The sequence below is a fragment of the Arenicella xantha genome, assembly GCF_003315245.1.
GTDB classification, from domain to species: domain Bacteria; phylum Pseudomonadota; class Gammaproteobacteria; order Arenicellales; family Arenicellaceae; genus Arenicella; species Arenicella xantha.
Map to the genome: position 1 here is coordinate 100026 of NZ_QNRT01000006.1, position 18468 is coordinate 118493.

General features: G+C 46.2%; 14 protein-coding genes. 5 read left to right on the plus strand and 9 right to left on the minus strand.

The genetic code is table 11. The annotated features are described in order from the left end of the window. Window positions 1-547: 547 nt before the first annotated feature. The 3 genes from DFR28_RS17000 to DFR28_RS20020 all read right to left on the minus strand — a co-directional run bounded on the left by DFR28_RS17000 (window position 548) and on the right by DFR28_RS20020 (window position 2647). Complete coding sequence (locus DFR28_RS17000) at window positions 548-1030, minus strand: hypothetical protein (RefSeq protein ID WP_113955593.1); 483 nt, start codon at window positions 1028-1030, stop codon at window positions 548-550. A gap of 865 nt (window positions 1031-1895) precedes the next feature. Beyond that, window positions 1896-2537 carry a hypothetical protein gene (locus DFR28_RS17005; protein ID WP_113955594.1) on the minus strand — a complete coding sequence of 214 codons (642 nt, stop codon included), beginning with the start codon at window positions 2535-2537 and terminating at the stop codon, window positions 1896-1898. After that, on the minus strand, window positions 2525-2647 hold the full coding sequence (locus DFR28_RS20020; RefSeq protein ID WP_281268397.1) for a hypothetical protein: 123 nt from the start codon (window positions 2645-2647) through the stop codon (window positions 2525-2527). Before DFR28_RS20020 ends, DFR28_RS17005 begins: the two co-directional genes overlap by 13 nt. A 464-nt stretch (window positions 2648-3111) precedes the next feature. Here DFR28_RS20020 and DFR28_RS17015 point away from each other — a divergent pair, with 464 nt between their 5' ends. Continuing rightward, window positions 3112-3630 (plus strand): hypothetical protein, encoded by a 519-nt coding sequence (locus tag DFR28_RS17015; RefSeq protein WP_147251048.1) that lies wholly within the window; start codon window positions 3112-3114, stop codon window positions 3628-3630. Window positions 3631-3701: 71 nt separating this feature from the next. Continuing rightward, window positions 3702-4358, plus strand: a complete 657-nt coding sequence (locus DFR28_RS17020) for a TVP38/TMEM64 family protein (RefSeq protein WP_113955596.1) — start codon at window positions 3702-3704, stop codon at window positions 4356-4358. A 40-nt stretch (window positions 4359-4398) separates the two neighbouring features. On the opposite strand, the gene DFR28_RS17025 is transcribed toward DFR28_RS17020, so the two are convergent. Next, the gene (locus DFR28_RS17025; RefSeq protein ID WP_113955597.1) at window positions 4399-5898 is read right to left on the minus strand and encodes a PPC domain-containing protein; all 1500 of its coding nucleotides are present in this window, start codon (window positions 5896-5898) and stop codon (window positions 4399-4401) included. 340 nt (window positions 5899-6238) lie between these two features. Here DFR28_RS17025 and DFR28_RS17030 point away from each other — a divergent pair, with 340 nt between their 5' ends. Continuing rightward, window positions 6239-7204, plus strand: a complete 966-nt coding sequence (locus DFR28_RS17030) for a S41 family peptidase (RefSeq protein ID WP_113955598.1) — start codon at window positions 6239-6241, stop codon at window positions 7202-7204. A 34-nt stretch (window positions 7205-7238) separates the two neighbouring features. Here DFR28_RS17030 and DFR28_RS17035 read toward each other — a convergent pair whose 3' ends face one another. After that, window positions 7239-7754 (minus strand): hypothetical protein, encoded by a 516-nt coding sequence (locus tag DFR28_RS17035; RefSeq protein WP_113955599.1) that lies wholly within the window; start codon window positions 7752-7754, stop codon window positions 7239-7241. A 106-nt stretch (window positions 7755-7860) separates the two neighbouring features. Beyond that, window positions 7861-9723 carry an SLC13 family permease gene (locus tag DFR28_RS17040; RefSeq protein ID WP_113955600.1) on the minus strand — a complete coding sequence of 621 codons (1863 nt, stop codon included), beginning with the start codon at window positions 9721-9723 and terminating at the stop codon, window positions 7861-7863. Window positions 9724-10230: 507 nt separating this feature from the next. Here DFR28_RS17040 and DFR28_RS17045 point away from each other — a divergent pair. Continuing rightward, window positions 10231-12111 carry a cellulase family glycosylhydrolase gene (locus DFR28_RS17045; RefSeq protein ID WP_147251049.1) on the plus strand — a complete coding sequence of 627 codons (1881 nt, stop codon included), beginning with the start codon at window positions 10231-10233 and terminating at the stop codon, window positions 12109-12111. A 77-nt stretch (window positions 12112-12188) separates the two neighbouring features. Here DFR28_RS17045 and DFR28_RS17050 read toward each other — a convergent pair whose 3' ends face one another. Continuing rightward, on the minus strand, window positions 12189-12836 hold the full coding sequence (locus tag DFR28_RS17050) for a DUF2959 family protein (protein ID WP_113955602.1): 648 nt from the start codon (window positions 12834-12836) through the stop codon (window positions 12189-12191). A 115-nt stretch (window positions 12837-12951) separates the two neighbouring features. Between DFR28_RS17050 and DFR28_RS17055 the strand changes: the two genes are divergently transcribed. Continuing rightward, a complete protein-coding gene (locus tag DFR28_RS17055; protein ID WP_113955603.1) occupies window positions 12952-13665 on the plus strand; it encodes a DUF2959 family protein in 714 nt (237 codons plus the stop codon). Window positions 13666-13789: 124 nt separating this feature from the next. On the opposite strand, the gene DFR28_RS17060 is transcribed toward DFR28_RS17055, so the two are convergent. Together DFR28_RS17060 and DFR28_RS17065 are read right to left on the minus strand one after the other, a co-directional pair. Continuing rightward, window positions 13790-15796 carry a DNA topoisomerase III gene (locus DFR28_RS17060; protein WP_113955604.1) on the minus strand — a complete coding sequence of 669 codons (2007 nt, stop codon included), beginning with the start codon at window positions 15794-15796 and terminating at the stop codon, window positions 13790-13792. A 273-nt stretch (window positions 15797-16069) separates the two neighbouring features. After that, window positions 16070-18385: a TonB-dependent receptor gene (locus DFR28_RS17065; RefSeq protein WP_113955605.1), complete on the minus strand. Its 2316-nt coding sequence runs from the start codon at window positions 18383-18385 to the stop codon at window positions 16070-16072. Between the last annotated feature and the right edge of the window lie 83 nt (window positions 18386-18468).

The following is an 18468-nucleotide window of genomic DNA, read 5'->3' on the forward strand; positions in this document are numbered from 1 at the left end:
TTCATTGAAGCTTAATTTATCAAATAAAAACTGTTGTCGTTGATATCAATACTCTCTCAGAGGGTTTATACAATAAATCAATGACTACTCGAGGATAGCTGTGAGTATTCGCGATCGTAAGCAAGAACCGAAAGACCCCGCTATTGCTTGTGCGAAGTTTCGTGCTGAAAGGATATCCTTATTTCAAGTCAGGCGTTCTAATGTTGGGTGTCCCTTCCAATTTCGTCCAAGGTATATCTCAATTGCTGTGTAAGCATCCTGATCTAATTGATCCATAGTAGAATTCTCCGTTTTTGGGGACAGCGACTAGCGTAGTCGAAGGTTGCTTCTCCGCTTGAAGCTAGATCCACACTAAGCAATATGTTTATTGCCGCAAAAATAAGTGCGTTTTGCCGCGTCTCAATGAATAATTGAGTGGTGTTTTTCTATCAAACTAAATGAATGAACGCGTAACAATGGAAGTAGCTTGTGTAGGTATGGTCTGGGCCACACGTGATGGCCCAAGCCATTTAAGTTTCAAACATTGCTCGCGTTCACAAGTGCGTTTCTATTTTCCCCAGGTGCCGGTGCCCGTGGCAACGCCGGCCGCGACGACCAATGCTGCGCCGTGCATAACAACTTTGGGACCAAACACCTGTTGGTCGATCATCAAAGAAATTTGACCAGGATTTGATGGCGTATTCACAGCAAGGTTGAAGTTCATCCTTTGACCGACAAGTTGGGCGCGTGAGAACCCAGAAATTCCGGCACAGAAGCTGATTCCGCCAGCACCTACGATAAGGCCTCCGCCTTCACCTTCAAATTTAATATCTTCACCGTCGATGGTCATTGTCACTATAATCTTGACGTAGCCTACGCCAATGACGGAAAGAACCACGTTCGCCGTGATGGGCGAATCTTTTATCGCCTCGATAGACAATTTCTGGTCGCCACCAACGACCTGCAGCATATTCTCTCTTTGTCCTTCAACATACGTTTTTGCTAATGACTGATAGTGTGAGATGAGTTCAGGGTTGTTTTCTATAGACATGCTTAATACTCCTTGTTAGAGATGGTTTAGTAATTAAGAAGCCGCCTATGTTGACCAATCAGCCGTGTAACCTGTGTGCCAAGCGTAAAAGAACTCTCCGGAAAAGGTTTTGAGTGGATCCAGTACGTAGGAAGAATCAGTATTCCGACAATTCGTTCTTTGCTTTGATCTCAAGGCGCTTCCAAGACAAAAGAGTATGAGTCGTCCAACATTTTATTCATATTGGACGAAAGTCCAATTAAATGGTGCATTTTCAGGAGTTTGGTTTTTTTGTCGGCAAGGCCGACAAAAATATTTTATGTTTGAATCGGTTACAAAGAACAGTCAGCCGCCAAGTGCGCTTCTGAACTTACTGAATAAAACGCAGCTTCGCACACCGGCTCGAGCACAGCCGCTACCGATGTGGGAACAACCGAAAAGTATAGATTGCTAGCGTCTAAAAGGAGTAGCTTCCACCACCCGAATTTACCTCGTTCAAGGTGTTAATGGTGCTGTAGCGTCCGTTTTTAGTCGCGTTACTTCTTGAGTAGAGTCCTCAGGCGGCGTTGGCGTAAATTCCGTAGTTATTGGTACCTGAAGCAGGTACATCGATATCCACATTGTCTAAGACGATGAGACCATTGGCATAGATACCCATGCTACTGTATTGCCCAAAACCATCTTGGATATGCGACTGCTTCCACCGCCAGACGTGGTGACGACAGCAGCAGGCAGGGTAGTGGCCCCGTAACCCGCTTCGAGAATGTTTACATCGACGCCAAAACCTGCGAGGTGGACGTTCGGTTTTACCTGTAGTGGCTGTCCTATTGTGTATTCCACAGCCGGTCATTGGGCGCAAACTTGCGCTTAGCGGTCATTTCATTTTTCAGCTCTGATGCCTTTGTTCACGGGTTAGAAATACATCTGCAGGAAGCCCGGCGCCGAGAACCATAAAATCTTTAAGATCATCATCCAGTATGAAAGTGTCGATATCTTGTCTTTTCATAAAGGCCATTAGGTATTTTTTTCCAGGCGTCATTGAAAAATCATAGTTGAAATGAAGAGCTAGCCCTTGGGCACTTAATAGATAGCGAATGTCATCGAGTTCTTTTTGAACGCTTAACAATTTCGATTCTGACCGCGCACCTGACTTCAATATTTGTATTTCCTTTTCTATGGATAGCATCCTCTTCAGAGACTGTTTTTGTGACTGCCGACTGATTTCTAAATCAATAAGATGTATTGGAACTTTTATTTTCAGCACGGCGGGTACTTCTTCTCCGAAGGTTTGTAAGACCTTATTAACTTTAAAACTCCTCGTAACATATGCACCGCCAGGCATGTTGGCATCATTGATAATTGCCTCATTATCAAACGCCTCGAATTCGCCAATGAAAACCCAAATATTGTTCGACAAGATTTTGTCTTGCTCCTCAATATCACTACTGACTGAATCACTAGCATTGCAAGTAACGCTTGCTATCAAACAGGCAATGAAAACCCACTTTCTACGTATTATTCTTCGCATAATTGATACTCTTTTGACTCATGCAACTTAAGCGGGGGCCGCTGTCCGATCAGCTTACCTTTATTCCAAGGCTGGTGTTTGGCAACAATGTTATCTTCGGCGTTATACATATCTGATACCTCATAGTCAAAATGAGATATCATTATAAATCAATGACTTAAATAGTCACTAGGTTGCCCTAAGCCGACATATGATATCGCGGATTGCCCTGAGGTTATCTAGTTAGAGAGCTCTGAGCAGGCTAACCTAACATGCCTGTGGACTTCCCAGACCTTAATAGACATTTCCGTCTAGCGCACACCTACCGAATAAAAATAAAACTGTGTTTGCGTTTTCTGGCATCACGGAACCAACTCCAACAACACTTTGATTGCAGTTCCTCAGCGAAACTAGCGTTATCAGCAAGTCGCCCTTTCTAAAATAAAAATGCGCATTATTAACCTCGGTTAATTACGTGACTACTTAGCCTCATTACCATGCCGGCACCAAGTAATTTACCAAATAGCACCAAATGAACTCTCGCAATTTTATAAATCTAGTTGGCATAGCCTTGTTACTCACATTGGCTGCGATCATGTCAGTAATATGGCACGGGGAGCATAGTCCATACGTTGTACAGGCCGCTATATCTGGGTTTATGGATATACCCGCTGCGGCATCCGGTATGGCTTCACCGCCGGAGCAATACTTTTACTTTGGACGCTTCACCTTATTATTTTATGTGGCAATTTTCCTGAATATTATCAAGATCAAACAAGCGATAAGGCCACGGATAGTACTTATTTCCGTGCTGTTCTTAAGCATCGCGCTAATAGGCGATATTGCCACTTATTGGTTGAGTGATATTTACGGCGCCTACTTGCGAAGGATTGGTTTTTGGTATGCCGAATTTCCCGCATTGATAATATTGTTAGCTTATTGGTTTAGCCTAGCAAGTTACCAAAGCATAAAGTCACGAAAACCACAGCCGATGATTTGGCTGTTGCCCTTAACGATTTTAGCGATTGGATGTATTCAATACTTACCGCATAGCTTCCTACTAGTGATTCTCATCGTTGTTAGCTTCAAGCCTTTTACGCAATCCTCAAATTGATGTGAAAACTCGCTGAAAGCTAGCCACATCCCCATAACAATCACTACGATTTACTCACAAGGACTTATATTTTGAAAGCCCTATTAAAATTGACGTTAGTATTGGTCACGATCTTTGCATCGACCTTTTTATTGGCAAAATCAACCGGCATTATTAGTGTTGAGAAAATCGAGCTTTGGTTAACCACGGCAAAAAATGTCGACGCGCTCTGGCTAGCTTCAGTGATTATTCTACTGCTATTTTGTGACCTATTCATTGCTGTTCCAACGCTAACCATAATTATCTTAAGTGGCTATTTTCTTGGACATACGGTTGGAGCGCTCACATCAATAACCGGCGTGATGCTAGCGGGTATTACAGGCTACACCCTAAGTTATTTCTTTGGTGAAAGATTAGAAAAGTTAGTTGTCAAAGATCATCAACAAAGAGTTGAGCTACGAGAGCAGTTCAAACGTTATGGTTTGCTGATGATCATATTTTCAAGAGCTATGCCGATCTTACCCGAAGTAACCGCATGCTTGTCAGGGCTAACTAAAATGCCATTTATGAAGTTCCTATTCGCCTGGTCGGTAAGTTCAATTCCCTACGTAATCATCGCAACCTACTCAGGTTCAATTAGCACTCTAGAAAACCCAAAACCCGCTATCACTACGGCGATCGCACTCACTGTATTTATGTGGGCGGCTTGGTTTATGATCAAACGATTAGCTAAGCGAAAGCCAGCTTAAGCTAATCGTGATTGTGTAGCTTATACGCAAGTTCCCTCCACTAGAGGCAAAAGGAAATAACATTTGAGCTTTTACTTTTTAACACAATACACAAGTCTTCGACTTCGAGAGTTTCAATGGCTAAGTCATAGTGATTTCGCGCATTACTATAGCCAGCGATACGTAGAAAATAGTCCCCGTCAGCTGGTGCGGTAAATGTAATGAACTCGTTGTCAGTAGTGCTATCTGAACTGGCTATTTGCACCTGTGAAGCATCAAGCAAATAGGCATCAAGATCGCCAGCATCGTGATTAAACAACACCTCGATGTTAACCTGCTGCTGACTCCTCAATGGTAGCCGAAAATAATCTACGTCTTGGCTATGAACCTCGTGGTCACCAATATTAAGTTCAGTGAAAGATTCATTCGCTGTGAGTTCATACGCCGAAAGCAAATCATTATTTGGTTCAAGTACGTCGGCTTTCAAATATTCAAAAGCACCGACATCGGGAGCGTCGAGACGCCGTGAAACGCCTCGCTGGTCAATAGCATCGATAAAGTTTAATGTACCAGCATCTATTGCTGGGCTCGAAATAGAGAGAGGCACAGTCTCGGTAGGACCGCCAAAAAACCCTAGACCAACTAACAAAGGGTCAGATCCAATTTGATTACTATTAGTATTATCAACCAAATCACAGGCACCAAACCCCGTCGATTTAATCACGTTATTGCCTTGGTCTATTACTTGATCTGAACCGTCAACGACACAGTCATTGGACGCGTTATCAGCGAAGACATTATTGCTTAACGCCACCTTTACATAACCAGGACTAGAACCGTCTGCGCTGATGCCACCACCAAAACTGGCTGAATTATTATAAAAAGTAGAGCGAGCAATATAGGAAGTCGTGCCTGAATTTCCGCGGATAAATATACCTCCGCCACGAGTCGCCGAGGAGCCTGCACTATTGTCAACGAAGGTGCTAAATTCTACCGACAAAAAACCATCAGTTGACTTAATCGCGCCACCACCTTGCCCACCGACGGATGAGTTAGACTTAAACGTAGAGGTGAAAATTCGCAAATCTCCACCGTCATTCCGAATCGCACCGCCATCACCTGCTGTCGCCGAATTGCTTTCAAACTGGGAGCTGACAACCCCCAGCGTTGCGCCCGCACTTAGCAAAATGGCACCACCTGACGTAGCTCTACCATTTTTAAGAAAGAGGTTCTCAATGCGAACATTCGAGTTTCCGCTAATAGTCAATATTCTATGGCTAGACGCTCCATCTAACACTTTGGATGTATTCAAAATATCGAAACCCGACACTACAAGACGTGGGCTGCTGGACCCATTGTTGATAGCTGTCAACGCACTCGCTAAAGTGATGTTGTCAATCAAATTGATGGTATGAATGCCTGACACTTCATCGTTAAAATCGACAATTGCAGCATTGAGTTCAGCCTGGCTACTCACATCCACCGTGAATGCAAATGCCCATTGAGAAGCGCATGCGCAAGCTAACAACGATACCAACCTAAACGTCTTCATACTTATCATTTGTAGTTTTCCCTTAATATTAAAATTCGCCTACTAATTCGCTTACTGGAACAGTAGCAGCAACCCTCTGCTATTAAATTGTGCGTGGACAATGAAATAGTGTCTTTAGCAAATCAGCCGAACATATGATTCATAGGTACGCAGAATGTGACCAACAGACTTAGCATAGCCAATACATTAATTAGGCTTATACCGAATATAATAATTTTGTTTTCTGTTAGTTACAACTGAGCACCTAATAAGTATCTGGCAGACGATTAAGAATGCTGCATGCTCTTTAACGTAAGCGGTTCAAAATCTATTAACTTGCATTAAAATTAAACGCCCCCAGATTATTTTAATGAAAATACTATCTGTGGCCTGCGCGACACTCTTGTTTTGCGTGATGACGATTGGTGCAAGTAACGCATCAGAGTCAAGCCAAACGCGATTACCCACTGAGGTAATCTCAAGCACAATCACTCAAGTATCAGAGTTGTTGACCGAGAATTATGTCTACCCTCAGGTCGCCGCGCAAATGCGAGATTTTTTGAATCAGCAATTGCTAGCAGGCAATTATAAAAATAGTCATAGCCTAAGAGAACTCATTTCACTGATCGAGTCGGACCTACAGAAGGTTAGCAGCGATGGTCATATCAATTTGATGTTAGCTGAAGATTCGACTGATCGTACTTCAAACGTTCTGCCAAAAACCAAATCTAGAAAATTGATTACTGCAGAAATAATTTCAACCTCGAGTGATGGGCGCAACATCGGCTACCTGAAGATTAATAGCTTTAGTGGTCATCCTGAAACTAAAGACCTCCTTATTAGTGCGATGAAAAGCATTGCCAATAGCGACTCATTGATAATTGATCTTCGCGAAAACGGTGGTGGCGACCCGAATCTAGTTGCGTTACTGAGCTCGTATTTTGTAGAAGATGGCACACCGCTTTGGAATATAATTGATCGCAATGGAAACCCGACATTAGAAGTAATCAGCCCAGCGAATCAAGAAAAATTCATGGGTCAACTATGTATTCTTACAAGCTATAAAACCTACAGTGCCGCAGAGGCGTTTGCCTACACGCTAAAACATTTGGACCGCGCATACATAGTCGGCGAAGCAACTGGCGGCGGCGCTCACCTCATCGACACCAAACGAGTCAACGACGCAATCGACATGCGAGTGCCGGTGGTTAGAGCCTACAACCCAATAACTAAGTCAAACTGGGAAGGCCGCGGCGTGATTCCCGCGCTCACGGTGAAGGCATTACACGCCAAGTCGGCTGCCATTGCATATTTACACGGCGAGACTACTCAATAAGCATCCCACTACTCACTACATAATAGGCACACCGCTACTGCTTAAAGATGTAACGCTGCTCCGAGTTATGACTTGGCTTATGCTTTGGGCTACGCCACAACGGAGTGTCGAACGTCCATTCGTTAGGAGTATTATTATCTAACGAGCTGTGCTCCTCTCCCCAGCGATGCTCAAACTCATGGATTCCGGTTTCAGTAATGGCTCTTCCAGCGACGATGCTGGTGGTGAAACCACTCGTGCCATTTTTATATAGCGTAGCGCTTTCTATTATGATCTCAGTACCGGCTGGGAGACTATACGCGAGCGTAACACCATCAAATAAAGGCTCATCCGCATCAAGCAATAACAATGGCGTTTGGAAAACAAAGGCGTCAATATTTCGAACCAAACGCGCATCACTATGCAACACCAAGGTTTGACCAATCAGATGAGAGTACGGCGGCATGTGATGCACCTGCGTAACCTTAGTTCTAAGCGTTAGATACAAAAGCAGTATGAACAACATGATTGCCGCAACACCAACGGTAAGAACAGTACTTCCAATCTTCATTTTTTAAGCCGCATTGTTTGAATTTGATTAAATTTAGATTAGTAATCCATTAGGCCGCTGCTAGCAGGAACCTGTATTGCTTTGATCGAAGCAAAATTGAGCAAACCTAGAATTCCCAAAACATCGGAATTACCAGCACCGCCACTATCAACATAATAATATTCATCGGCACCCCTATTTTTAGAAAATCGGCAAACTTATAGTTGCCTGCGTTATAAACATAGGTGTTGGTTTGATAGCCAATGGGAGTTGCGAAACTTGCCGAAGCACCAAACATAACCGCTACAATAAACGGGCGCGCATCCACACCCAGTGTATCGGCCAACGCGATGGCAATTGGCGTCAATAATACCGCAGTAGCGTTATTGCTCATGACCTCCGTGAGCACCGAGGTTACCAGATACAAAACTGCCAACACCGCAACAGGCCCCATCAACTGAGCGTAACTCGCTACCCACTCCACCATTCCTCTTGCTAGCCCGGTTTTATCCATGGCGATCGACAACGACAACATGCCGAAGATCAGCATCAGAATACTCCACTCGATCGACTCGTAAGCTTTTTGCTGCGTCACACAGCCAGTCAAAATAACTAACGCAGCGGCGGCAATTGCTAAACCAGCTATTGGCATCACATTTAACGCGGCCAGCACAACAACACTCATCAAGGTGGCAATCGCTATCGGCGCTTTAGCGTGATTGAAGTTAGCTTGAATGAGTTGCGTCAACGGCATTAGGTCTTCGTGCTCAAACAGCTTCTCTAGTTCATTTTGAGGGCCTTCAAGTAACACCACATCGCCTTGTTGCAAATTTAAGCGGTCGAGGTTGCCGGTGATATTGTGCTTGTCGCGGTGCACGGCGAGCATATAACACCCATAACGACGGCGCAGGCGCAGCTGCGATGGGCGTAAACCGATAAAGCTTGAATTTTGTCCGACCACTGCCTCGGTCACAATTGTCTCGAGCGTTCGCACCGGGTCGGTAAGACTCAAGTCGTCGGTGTCGAAGGTCATGCCGATGAATCTACGCAGCTCAAGCAGTTCGTTTTTGTGTGTCTTAAACACCAAACGATCTCCGGCTTGTAATGGGATATCGCGCAAAGGTGACGCGCTTTGTCCTTGATTTAGCTCACGGGCATCAGTCGCATGGACCAAACGTGCCAACACACTCGGTTGATTACGACTACCCACCTGATTGCGTACTAGGTCAATAATTTCGTAGTCCTCAGATTCCGTAAACTGAACAGCGTTTAAGGTGTTGCCGATCAGTGGTGAGTCATGTGGCACCATCGCCTCCGCAGTAAATCTTTTGCGCGTGGATTGATCGATTAATTGTTCTTCGAGCAGTACCCGTTCCGGCAATAGCTTACGCCCTACTGTAGCCATAAACACACTGCCCACAATCGCCATACATATTCCAGGTAAGGAGATTTCAAACATACTAAACGGTGCCTGCCCGTGTGCTTGCGCTACGCCGTCAACCAAAATATTGGTTGAGGTGCCAATCAAGGTGCAGGTGCCGCCTAGAATCGACGCGTAGGAGAGTGGAATTAGGTACTTTGACGGGTAGTCCTTTAATTTACGCGCCACAGCTATCACGACCGGAGCCATAACAATGACTACCGGAGTATTATTCATAAAAGCTGACAACAACATGACGCCGCCGAGCAACAGACCGATCGCCAGCACTCGGCTTTTTTCAGCAGTCGCCAAGGCATAGCGCCCCATCACATCGATCACTCCGGTACGCTCTAGTGCGGCACTCAAAACAAACATACACGCAATGGTGACTGGTGCCGGATTACTGAATACACTCAGCGCTTCACTAGTACCAATCACTCCCGAAACCAACAGCACCGCCATCGCACTCAAGGCCGTGATATGCGCCGGTAGCACCTCCCTAACGAACAGGTAGAACACACCGATTAATACCGCCGCCGTTACCAGTGTAGGATACAGTTCTGAGTTCATTTAGTGACCTTCACGATAGATCTATTCGTTTACCAAGCTACGACTGATTCACATACTGCCGATCGCTCGGCAAGCTCCCGACACGCGCGGTATTGCCTAAGCCTGCGTGGTAGTTAATATTCTCGCATGACACCGCACTAAGCTGGGGGCTTTTTAGTGGTCGAAGCGAAATAGAACAATCATTGACAAACGGCAAGCAAACTTGTTTTCGACCACGCTGACTGATATCGTTTGCATTGCTGTTCCTACATTCAGCAATTATCGGTATACGTGATAAAGAGGAGCAAACGTGGATCATATATATCGAATGTCAGTGCTTAAGCCAGCTTGGTTATAAATTTTAGTTGAGGAGCCAGAATTTACCGATGCATAGTTGGCGCAAACGTATCTTGGAGAGATGCGTAGATAGCACTCGTCGTGTTGTTTTATCGCTGTTAAGTAAACGCACGCCGTATCCTTCGGATGACATGAAAATCATTTAATTTCATTCCACTACAGGAGATTCCTATGCCCTTTTATCAAGCTCGAACCCTACTTTCGAAGCTCGGACTTATGTCCAGATTCCTTCGCCCCTTTGCCATTTCGTTGAGTATATTAATCAGTTTCACCGCCTCCGCTGCGGTCGCTCCGTTAACCGTCAATGGGTCACAAATCCTTGTTGGAGGTCAAGCCCAAGGGCTCGCGGGAAATAGCTATTTCTGGAGCAATACCGGCTGGGGCGCGGAGCGCTTTTACAATGCCGACGCGGTCGCATGGCTGAAAAATGACTGGAAATCTAATATCGTGCGCGCCGCCATGGGCGTTGATGAAGCTGGCGGTTACTTATCAGACCAAGCTGGCAACAAGGCACGTGTAACAGCAGTGGTCGACGCGGCCATTGCGCAAGACATGTACGTAATTATTGATTGGCACACTCATCACGCTGAAGATTACCGCACAGATGCGGTGGCGTTTTTTAGCGAGATGGCGCAAACCTATGGTAGCCATAATAATGTTATCTATGAAATCTATAACGAGCCATTACAAGTTAGCTGGAGCTCGACCATAAAACCCTACGCCGAAGCAGTGATTGGCGCGATTCGCGCCCACGATCCAGATAACTTGATTGTTGTGGGCACACCAACCTGGTCACAAGACGTAGACCAAGCCGCCGCAGACCCAATCACTGCATACAGTAATATTGCCTACGCACTACACTTTTACGCGGGTACGCATAAACAATGGTTACGCGATCGCGCCGAGCAAGCTATGAACGCTGGCATCGCGATTATGGTGACTGAATGGGGATCAGTGAACGCCAGCGGTGACGGCGCGGTCGATACAGCCGAAACCAATGCTTGGGTTAATTGGATGGCTCAATATAATCTGACACATCTAAACTGGTCTGTGCATGACAAAGCCGAAGGCGCGTCAATACTTCAGCCCGGCGCATCGAGCACCGGCAATTGGCCGTCGTCAACGCTAACCGCCTCCGGTGCCTTTGTGCGTGACATTATCCGCGCCTACAACGATGGCACGGACACTGGCGGTGGAGATAACGGCGGTGGAGATAACGGCGGTGGAGATAACGGCGGTGGAGATAACGGCGGTGGAGATAACGGCGGCGGCAACTCACCTTGTGACTCGGCCAGTGCTATTGGTCTACCCGGCACCGTACAGGCAGAAGACTTTTGCCAACAAAGCGGCATTCAAACCGAGGCAACATCAGATACTGGCGGCGGTGATAACATTGGCTGGATCCAAAATGGTGACTCAAGCCAATACCGCGTTAATGTGTCAGCAGCTGACACCTACCAAGTCGAGCTTCGAGTCGCCACTCCGACAATCGGCGGCAGCGTCGATATTTTAGTCGACGGCAACAAAGTTGGTAGCATTGCGGTCGGCGATACCGGTGGCTGGCAAAATTGGCAAACCAAATCGACCGACGTACAACTTAACGCAGGCCAACAAACTCTGCGCTTAAACTATGTCGGCGGCAGTGATTACCTAATGAATATCAACTGGGCCAAATTCAACCTACAAGCTGATAATGGCGGTGGAGACAATGGTGGTGGAGACAATGGTGGTGGCAACACCGGAGTGAGTTGCGATTTCATCATCGCCAATCAGTGGAGCAGCGGGTTCGTTGGTGAAGTTAAGATCACAAACAACGGCACTAGCGCTATCTCAAGCCCTTGGTCAGTCAACTTTGGTTTTAGCGATGGGTCAAACGTCACCAGCAGTTGGAATGGCAACCTGAGTGGTTCTAACCCGTATACCATCGCACCATTGAGTTGGAACCAAACTATTCAGCCCGGCGGCTCCACCAGCTTTGGCGTACAAGTCAATAAAGGTGCTAGCGGCCAACCCGCATCAACGCCGACGGTTGGCGGTTCTATCTGTAATTAATGCGTATCTAGATTAGTCTAGCCGCTATCCAATTTGATTGGGTAGCGGCTTTTTTTATCTTTGACTTTCTTCCGAATTTACTTGTTCCGCATGGATTTTACGAAACGATTTGACTCAGTAATCGACGCTTCCATTTGCTGAATCAGGTCTTCGACTTGGCTTTCGATAATCACCACTTCGCCTGAGATACTGGATACGGCACGCGCATTGAGATTGTGTTTTAAATACAAGGTATTATCTTGCAACACACGTAATACTGGCTCAATACGGCTCTGCGACACCTTCATTTTTTGATAAATATCGGCATAACGCGCTTTGGTGGTCTGCAAATTTTTCTCGCTAGCGCGCCGCAACGACGAACTTTGATACTGCCCTAGCTCGTCTTTCCACTCATCAAACAAGTCCTCAGCCACGCGATTTACCGATTGAATGCGCTCATCCAACTCAGCCGCTTTGTCTTCACTCGCGGCAACCGCTTTGGCCATACGTTTATACTTCTTTTCGAGGCCAGCATCTTTAACATTGATTAGACTCGCCAACTCATCATAAGCAGACCGAAACTGTTTCTTTGCTTCTTGCTGCGTTTCCGACGTGTCTTCAATACGATCGATCAATATATCGCGTTTATGAACGCCGACTTTTTCAAGTGCAGAGTATTGCGCTTTTTGAACAGTCCCGCAGGCGCTCAAAGCTATTAACATTAATAAGGTGATAATCGGTTTCATAAGCTTACACACAGCAGGGTTGGCTAAAGGACGAATGCTAACAAAACAATCGGCCTGAGTATGTTAGACAAGATAAAATGATACCCAAGTTACCAATTACTGCTCGTAAAATAGAATGCCGTTACTTGTCTGCCCTCCCCCAATCTTCATCTCTAAGTTTATTGCTAGCTATAAACTGTGGGGTAGCTTGCTGGTGTCGATACTCCTTGTATACCAAGCATTCAGCACTACTGGCATTGGCTCCAAATGGGGAATTCCCAGCTACGACACGTTTTACCAAGCACCTCGCGACGTGCTGATCTCACGTATCGAACAAGCCAGCGCGGCACAACAAGATACCGCCGAAGAATTTCGCACCGCACTCGACAAGTTCAAGTCCGTTACCGCATTCAACGGTGGTGATTTAGAGAAACAATTCAATACTCTAAATGACGCATTCAAAAACAGCGAAGCGGCCGCGCAGGATGTCAGCGCGCGTGTTGAGACGGTAGTTACCGCAACCAACCGTTTGTTGAGCGAGTGGCGCGACGAATTAAACGACTACCATGACCCGCAATTCAAACAAAAAGCACAACAGCAATTCGACCAAACACGCCGTCAGTCCGAACAGTTAATCGCAGCCATGCGAGCTACACAAGCAAAAACCGAACCGGTACTCGGCGCTTTCCGCGATCAAGTTTTGTTTATCAAACACAACCTGAATATGCAAGCGATCGGCTCCTTAAAACAGGAGTCCGCAACCATTGAAACCGACGTCGATCTGCTGATTAAGGAAATGGAAGCATCGGTCGCCCAAGCAGAGACGTTTGTCCGTGCCTTATCAGACTAAAGCACTTCGCAAATATGAGAATAATGAGGTGAATCACCTCCGAACCGAGTAACTACTATTTATCGCCCTTTAAAATTGAAATGAGCTTGGTCTATCAATTTTAAATTTTATGATATGCCAGACTTCAAACCTTTGCGCTACTCTTGCTTTTTCGAGGCCGTTTCTTTCGGTACTGTTTTTTTCGATACTGAGCTTTACTACCTAAGCCTCTAAGCCCATGCGGAACAACGCTGCGACTGTCAACCACCATCGACTTCAATTGAGTTTGTAGTGGCATCATCAACTCTTGGTAGCTACTCAAGCCATCGTGAATTGCCGTCAAGCGAGACTCCCACAGCGCCGTTAGGTCTGGATGCGTCGCAACGTCGGGTAAGGCATCAACAAATGCTCTGCCCGTTTTCGTCGAGAAAATCGTTTTACCTTGTCGGCGTAAGTAGCCCCGCTTAAACAGTAATTCAATAATCCCCGCGCGAGTGGCATCTGTTCCTAAGCCATCGGTGTCACGCAGAACCTTCTTCAACTCAGAGTCACTTACATGCGCACTGATGCCGGTCATCGCCGCTAATAGACTCGCGTCGGTATAGTGTTTTGGTGGCGATGTATGCTTTTCATCTAGCCTTGCAGCCAGCGATTTCAGGCCTTGCTGAATATGCAAGTTGGGGATTTTTTGCTCGCTCTCTTGATCAGTATTGTCGGCTTCTGCTTTGGGTTTAGCTGACGGAAACAAACATTTCCAGCCGACCTTAATCGGCTCCTTGGCCTTTGCAAGAAAAATTCCAGTGCCAATGCTTATCTCTGCTTTGACATCGAAAAACTCGTAGGCCGGTAAAAACTGGGCAAGGTAGTTTCGGCAAATCAGTCTGTAGACTTTTTCTTCAATGGCACTAAGCGTGGAGGTGAGTTTAGCCGCATTGAGCTTCTTCTGAGTCGGTATAATCGCGTGATGCGCATTCACTTTAGCGTCGTTCCAAGCACGACTTTTAACACCGATATCAACGCTTTTAAAGGCCTCACTGTTTGTCCCAAATAAACTCGTAGCAGCCTTGCTTGCGCCAGAGTTAAACGTAATAGCCGCCACGACGAGTTTAGCCTCGGTAAAATGATCCTTCGGCAGATAACGACAATCAGAGCGCGGATAAGTAATAAGTTTATGACGCTCATAAAGCCCCTGACACACATCGAGTACTTGCTGAGCACTGAGACCGAACGCCTTACTGGCCTCAATTTGTAATGCCGATAGGTTAAACGGCAGAGGTGCCGCTTGCTTCTTATGCTGGCGTGCTAGCTGCATCACGGTCGCCGGTTGATGGCTAATACGCTTAATCACATTTTCAGCCAATGGCTTAGATGAGTTCCGACCAGCTTCATCTAAGTACGGTTGACACTGTTTACTTGGCTGCCATTTAGCTTGAAACCGCTCAACCGGACCATCCTCAGGCAAGGTCTCGAGCTGCGCCCAAACTTCGTAGAAAGGTTGACTGATAAAACTCTCGATTGCTTGATCTCGCCGCACCACCAATCCGAGCACAGGCGTTTGCACACGCCCCACCGACAGCACACCGTTGTAGCCAGCCTTTTGGCCCTGCAAGGTGTAAGCACGCGTCAAATTAATACCATACAGCCAGTCCGCTCGAGAACGCGCTAAGGCCGAGGTAGATAGCGGTATAAACTCTTGATTAGAACGTAGCTTCGACACTGCTTGCTTAACTGCTTTTGCATTTAAATCACTGATTAAACAACGTTGAACTGCCGCGGTCTTCTCCTTGCTTACTCCCAGAAAATTAATGACTTCGTCGACCAACAACTGCCCTTCCCGATCTGGATCACCTGCATGTATCAACTGATCGGCCTGCTTAACCAACTTACGCAATACCGCTAACTGTTTTGATGTTTTTCGTTTCGCCACAAGCTGCCAGCGATCCGGAATAATCGGCAAGTGTTCATGTGACCATTTTTTAAACGCTGGGTCATACACTTCAGGTTCGACCTGTTCCAATAGGTGCCCAATACACCAACTCACGGTATCGCCATTGGCTGCCACAATGTATCCGTCAGCCTTTCGCAACGGTTTTGGTAACACATCAGCAATGGCTCGCCCTAGGCTTGGCTTCTCAGCTATAAATAAACGCATAACTTAGTTTGACTGTTTTTATATACAGTATTTTAGTTTTACTCAAGATTCAAGCGCTTCATAAAAAATATATGCCATAGCAAACAACGAATACAGCTACCGCACCGCGTGCATCTACACGACCTGATACGACAAAGTCGAACTAGTGACATTAAACTCACCAATCAACTTTAGGAAAATAGTCCATCGCGGCGCAAACATAAAAAAGGCCGTTGGGGAAACCCCAACGGCCTTTCTAATTACTACGTTCTGTAACGAACTGACAACAAAAATTTAGAAGTCAGCTTTAAACGAGATACCAAAGTAACGCTCTGCGTCACGTGGGATCTGATAACGGAAGTTATCTCCACTGTAAGTAGTTACATACGACTCGTCGCCCAAGTTTTTACCAATAAGCGTAACCACGTACTTTCCTTCGCTGAACGAGAAAGCAACGCTTGCGTTAAACATATCGTAGCCTGGCAATAGAGCGGCAGGGTTAACCGTGCCATTGTTGCCTGGTAAGTCAGAGACTTGCTCGTCCATGTGTACAAATGAGCCATTAAAAATCACATCCATAGATGCTAGCGGGATCACATAGCTTGAGCTCAAGGTGTATTTAAGATCTGGCGAGAACGGTACATCTAAACCATTACGGCTAGTACACGCACCAGGCGCTACGTCTAGCGGACAGTTAAAACGATCAATCACTGCATCAACATACGCTAAACCACCAGAGAGCTGCCAGTTTTCAGACGCCTGCCAAATGAAATCAAGCTCTAGGCCTTGAGTCGATACGTCACCAGCATTGGTTAAACGCGTGATAGTAACGCCACTCGAATCATCAAAGTTGTTTGCTTGAAAACCTTCAATATCGGTTTTAAACAGCGCTAGGTTAGCGAAAAAACTATCAGCCGTTAGCTTGTAACCAATTTCATAGGAGTTCGATGTTTCTTCACCGATCGGTAGAGTATCGCTTTCCGCCATATTGTAAAATGTATTGAACGCAGGGCCTTTATAGCCTTGCGAATACGTTGCATAAGCCATACCTGCATCGTTAACCTGCCATTGCAGTCCTAACTTACCCGATGTGTTAGTTGCGCTGGTTTGATTAGCGAAATCAGTATTGCTGGCGGTTGCTCGAACGCCGACACCTTGGCGACCAAACGGGTCGTTGTTGGTGCGGCGATGATTAAATGACACTTCGTCGTCGGTGTAGCGTAAACCAAAGATCAATGACAATGAGTCAGTCAATTCAGCTGAGCCTTGTCCAAACACCGAAAAGTTCTCGAACTCAGTATCAAATACTGCAGTCGCAGCAACAATATCGTTGGCAAGACATGTCAAACCTGGGTTTGCTGCCAAAATAGGATCATTGGCGGCCGAAACTTGACAGCTTGCATCACGTCGAAAGCTACGATCTGATTCAATATTCCAATAGAACAAACCAGCTTGCCATGTGATTCTTTGATCAGATGGAGAAGCAATTCGCAACTCTTGTGAGAATTGATCCCAGCTCTGAATTCCTAAATCGTGCAATTGAAAGAAGGTGCTGGAGAAATCAACAGGTAACGCAGCATCGCCGGCATTTGACGTGAAGTCGCCTTCTCGGACTTCAGTATTATCCCACTCTCTCGTCGCTGTAATCGAGGTCAATGTGTAGTCGCCAACCTCAGCTTCAAACTGTACAGAAAAAGCAGAATGATCATCCACAGTGCTGGTTTCAAGATCGTGATCGACGCGACGTTGATTAAAGTCAATATCGGCAACGCCATTCACGATGCCCTGTGAGTTAGGTGCTGCTGGCGACGATGGGTTACGACCACTTGGCAAGGCTTCAAGGTCTGCGCAACAGTTGTCTTCGGAGCTATAGTCCTCAGCGATCAATAGTAATTCGACGCTATCGCTGATGTCCCACTCCAACATGCCACGTAATCCACTGCGGTCATAACCGTTAGTGGTTTGGCCAGTAAAAGTGTTCTCGATATAGCCGTCGAAACTGCCATCAAACACAGTAAGACTCGCTCGTGCATTATCAGACAACGGGCCTGCGAAACGACCTTTTACACGACGTTCATTGTCTTCAAAAACAGAGACATCAACACTGCCAGTAAACTCGTCAGTTGGTCGCTTAGTAGTCATGTTCACTACACCAGCCGACGCGTTCTTACCGAACAACGTGCCTTGTGGACCACGCAGAACTTCAAGTCGCTCCAAATCATAGAGATCGGTGAAAGCTTGACCTGAACGACCCAGAACAACGCCATCTACGACCGTAGACACACTCGGCTCAGCGGCAGTACTAAACGAGATTGTGCCAATCCCACGTACCACAACGGTCGAATTTCGATTAGTGTTACCCTTACGGAATGAAACTGATGGAATCAATTGTTGTAGTCCTTCGAAACCAATCGCATGCGCGGAATCAATGGTTTCGGAGCTCAGTACCGAAACAGCAATAGGAACATCTTGGACGCTCTCTTCACGCTTCTGCGCAGTAACAACAATTTCCTCTAATGCACTCTGTGCAAACGCATTTGGCGCAGCGATCGCTGTGGCCACGGCGCTTAATAAGCACCAACGTAGGTTTGCTCCATAGTTAATCTTCATTGAATAACTCCTCTCTTTCTGGTTAGTGTTAGACAGCAAGTGGTCAACATTGACCCTGCTTATTCACCCAATGGCGAAGCTAA

Bases quoted from the DNA above. Each gene is read 5' to 3' on its own strand.
- DFR28_RS17000 (WP_113955593.1), bottom strand. From the start codon at position 1,030: ATGTCTATAGAAAACAACCCTGAACTCATCTCACACTATCAGTCATTA.
- DFR28_RS17005 (WP_113955594.1), bottom strand. From the start codon at position 2,537: ATGCGAAGAATAATACGTAGAAAGTGGGTTTTCATTGCCTGTTTGATA.
- DFR28_RS20020 (WP_281268397.1), bottom strand. From the start codon at position 2,647: ATGTATAACGCCGAAGATAACATTGTTGCCAAACACCAGCCTTGGAAT.
- DFR28_RS17015 (WP_147251048.1), top strand. From the start codon at position 3,112: ATGTCAGTAATATGGCACGGGGAGCATAGTCCATACGTTGTACAGGCC.
- DFR28_RS17025 (WP_113955597.1), bottom strand. From the start codon at position 5,898: ATGATAAGTATGAAGACGTTTAGGTTGGTATCGTTGTTAGCTTGCGCA.
- DFR28_RS17030 (WP_113955598.1), top strand. From the start codon at position 6,239: ATGAAAATACTATCTGTGGCCTGCGCGACACTCTTGTTTTGCGTGATG.
- DFR28_RS17035 (WP_113955599.1), bottom strand. From the start codon at position 7,754: ATGAAGATTGGAAGTACTGTTCTTACCGTTGGTGTTGCGGCAATCATG.
- DFR28_RS17040 (WP_113955600.1), bottom strand. From the start codon at position 9,723: ATGAACTCAGAACTGTATCCTACACTGGTAACGGCGGCGGTATTAATC.
- DFR28_RS17045 (WP_147251049.1), top strand. From the start codon at position 10,231: ATGCCCTTTTATCAAGCTCGAACCCTACTTTCGAAGCTCGGACTTATG.
- DFR28_RS17050 (WP_113955602.1), bottom strand. From the start codon at position 12,836: ATGAAACCGATTATCACCTTATTAATGTTAATAGCTTTGAGCGCCTGC.
- DFR28_RS17055 (WP_113955603.1), top strand. From the start codon at position 12,952: ATGCCGTTACTTGTCTGCCCTCCCCCAATCTTCATCTCTAAGTTTATT.
- DFR28_RS17060 (WP_113955604.1), bottom strand. From the start codon at position 15,796: ATGCGTTTATTTATAGCTGAGAAGCCAAGCCTAGGGCGAGCCATTGCT.
- DFR28_RS17065 (WP_113955605.1), bottom strand. From the start codon at position 18,385: ATGAAGATTAACTATGGAGCAAACCTACGTTGGTGCTTATTAAGCGCC.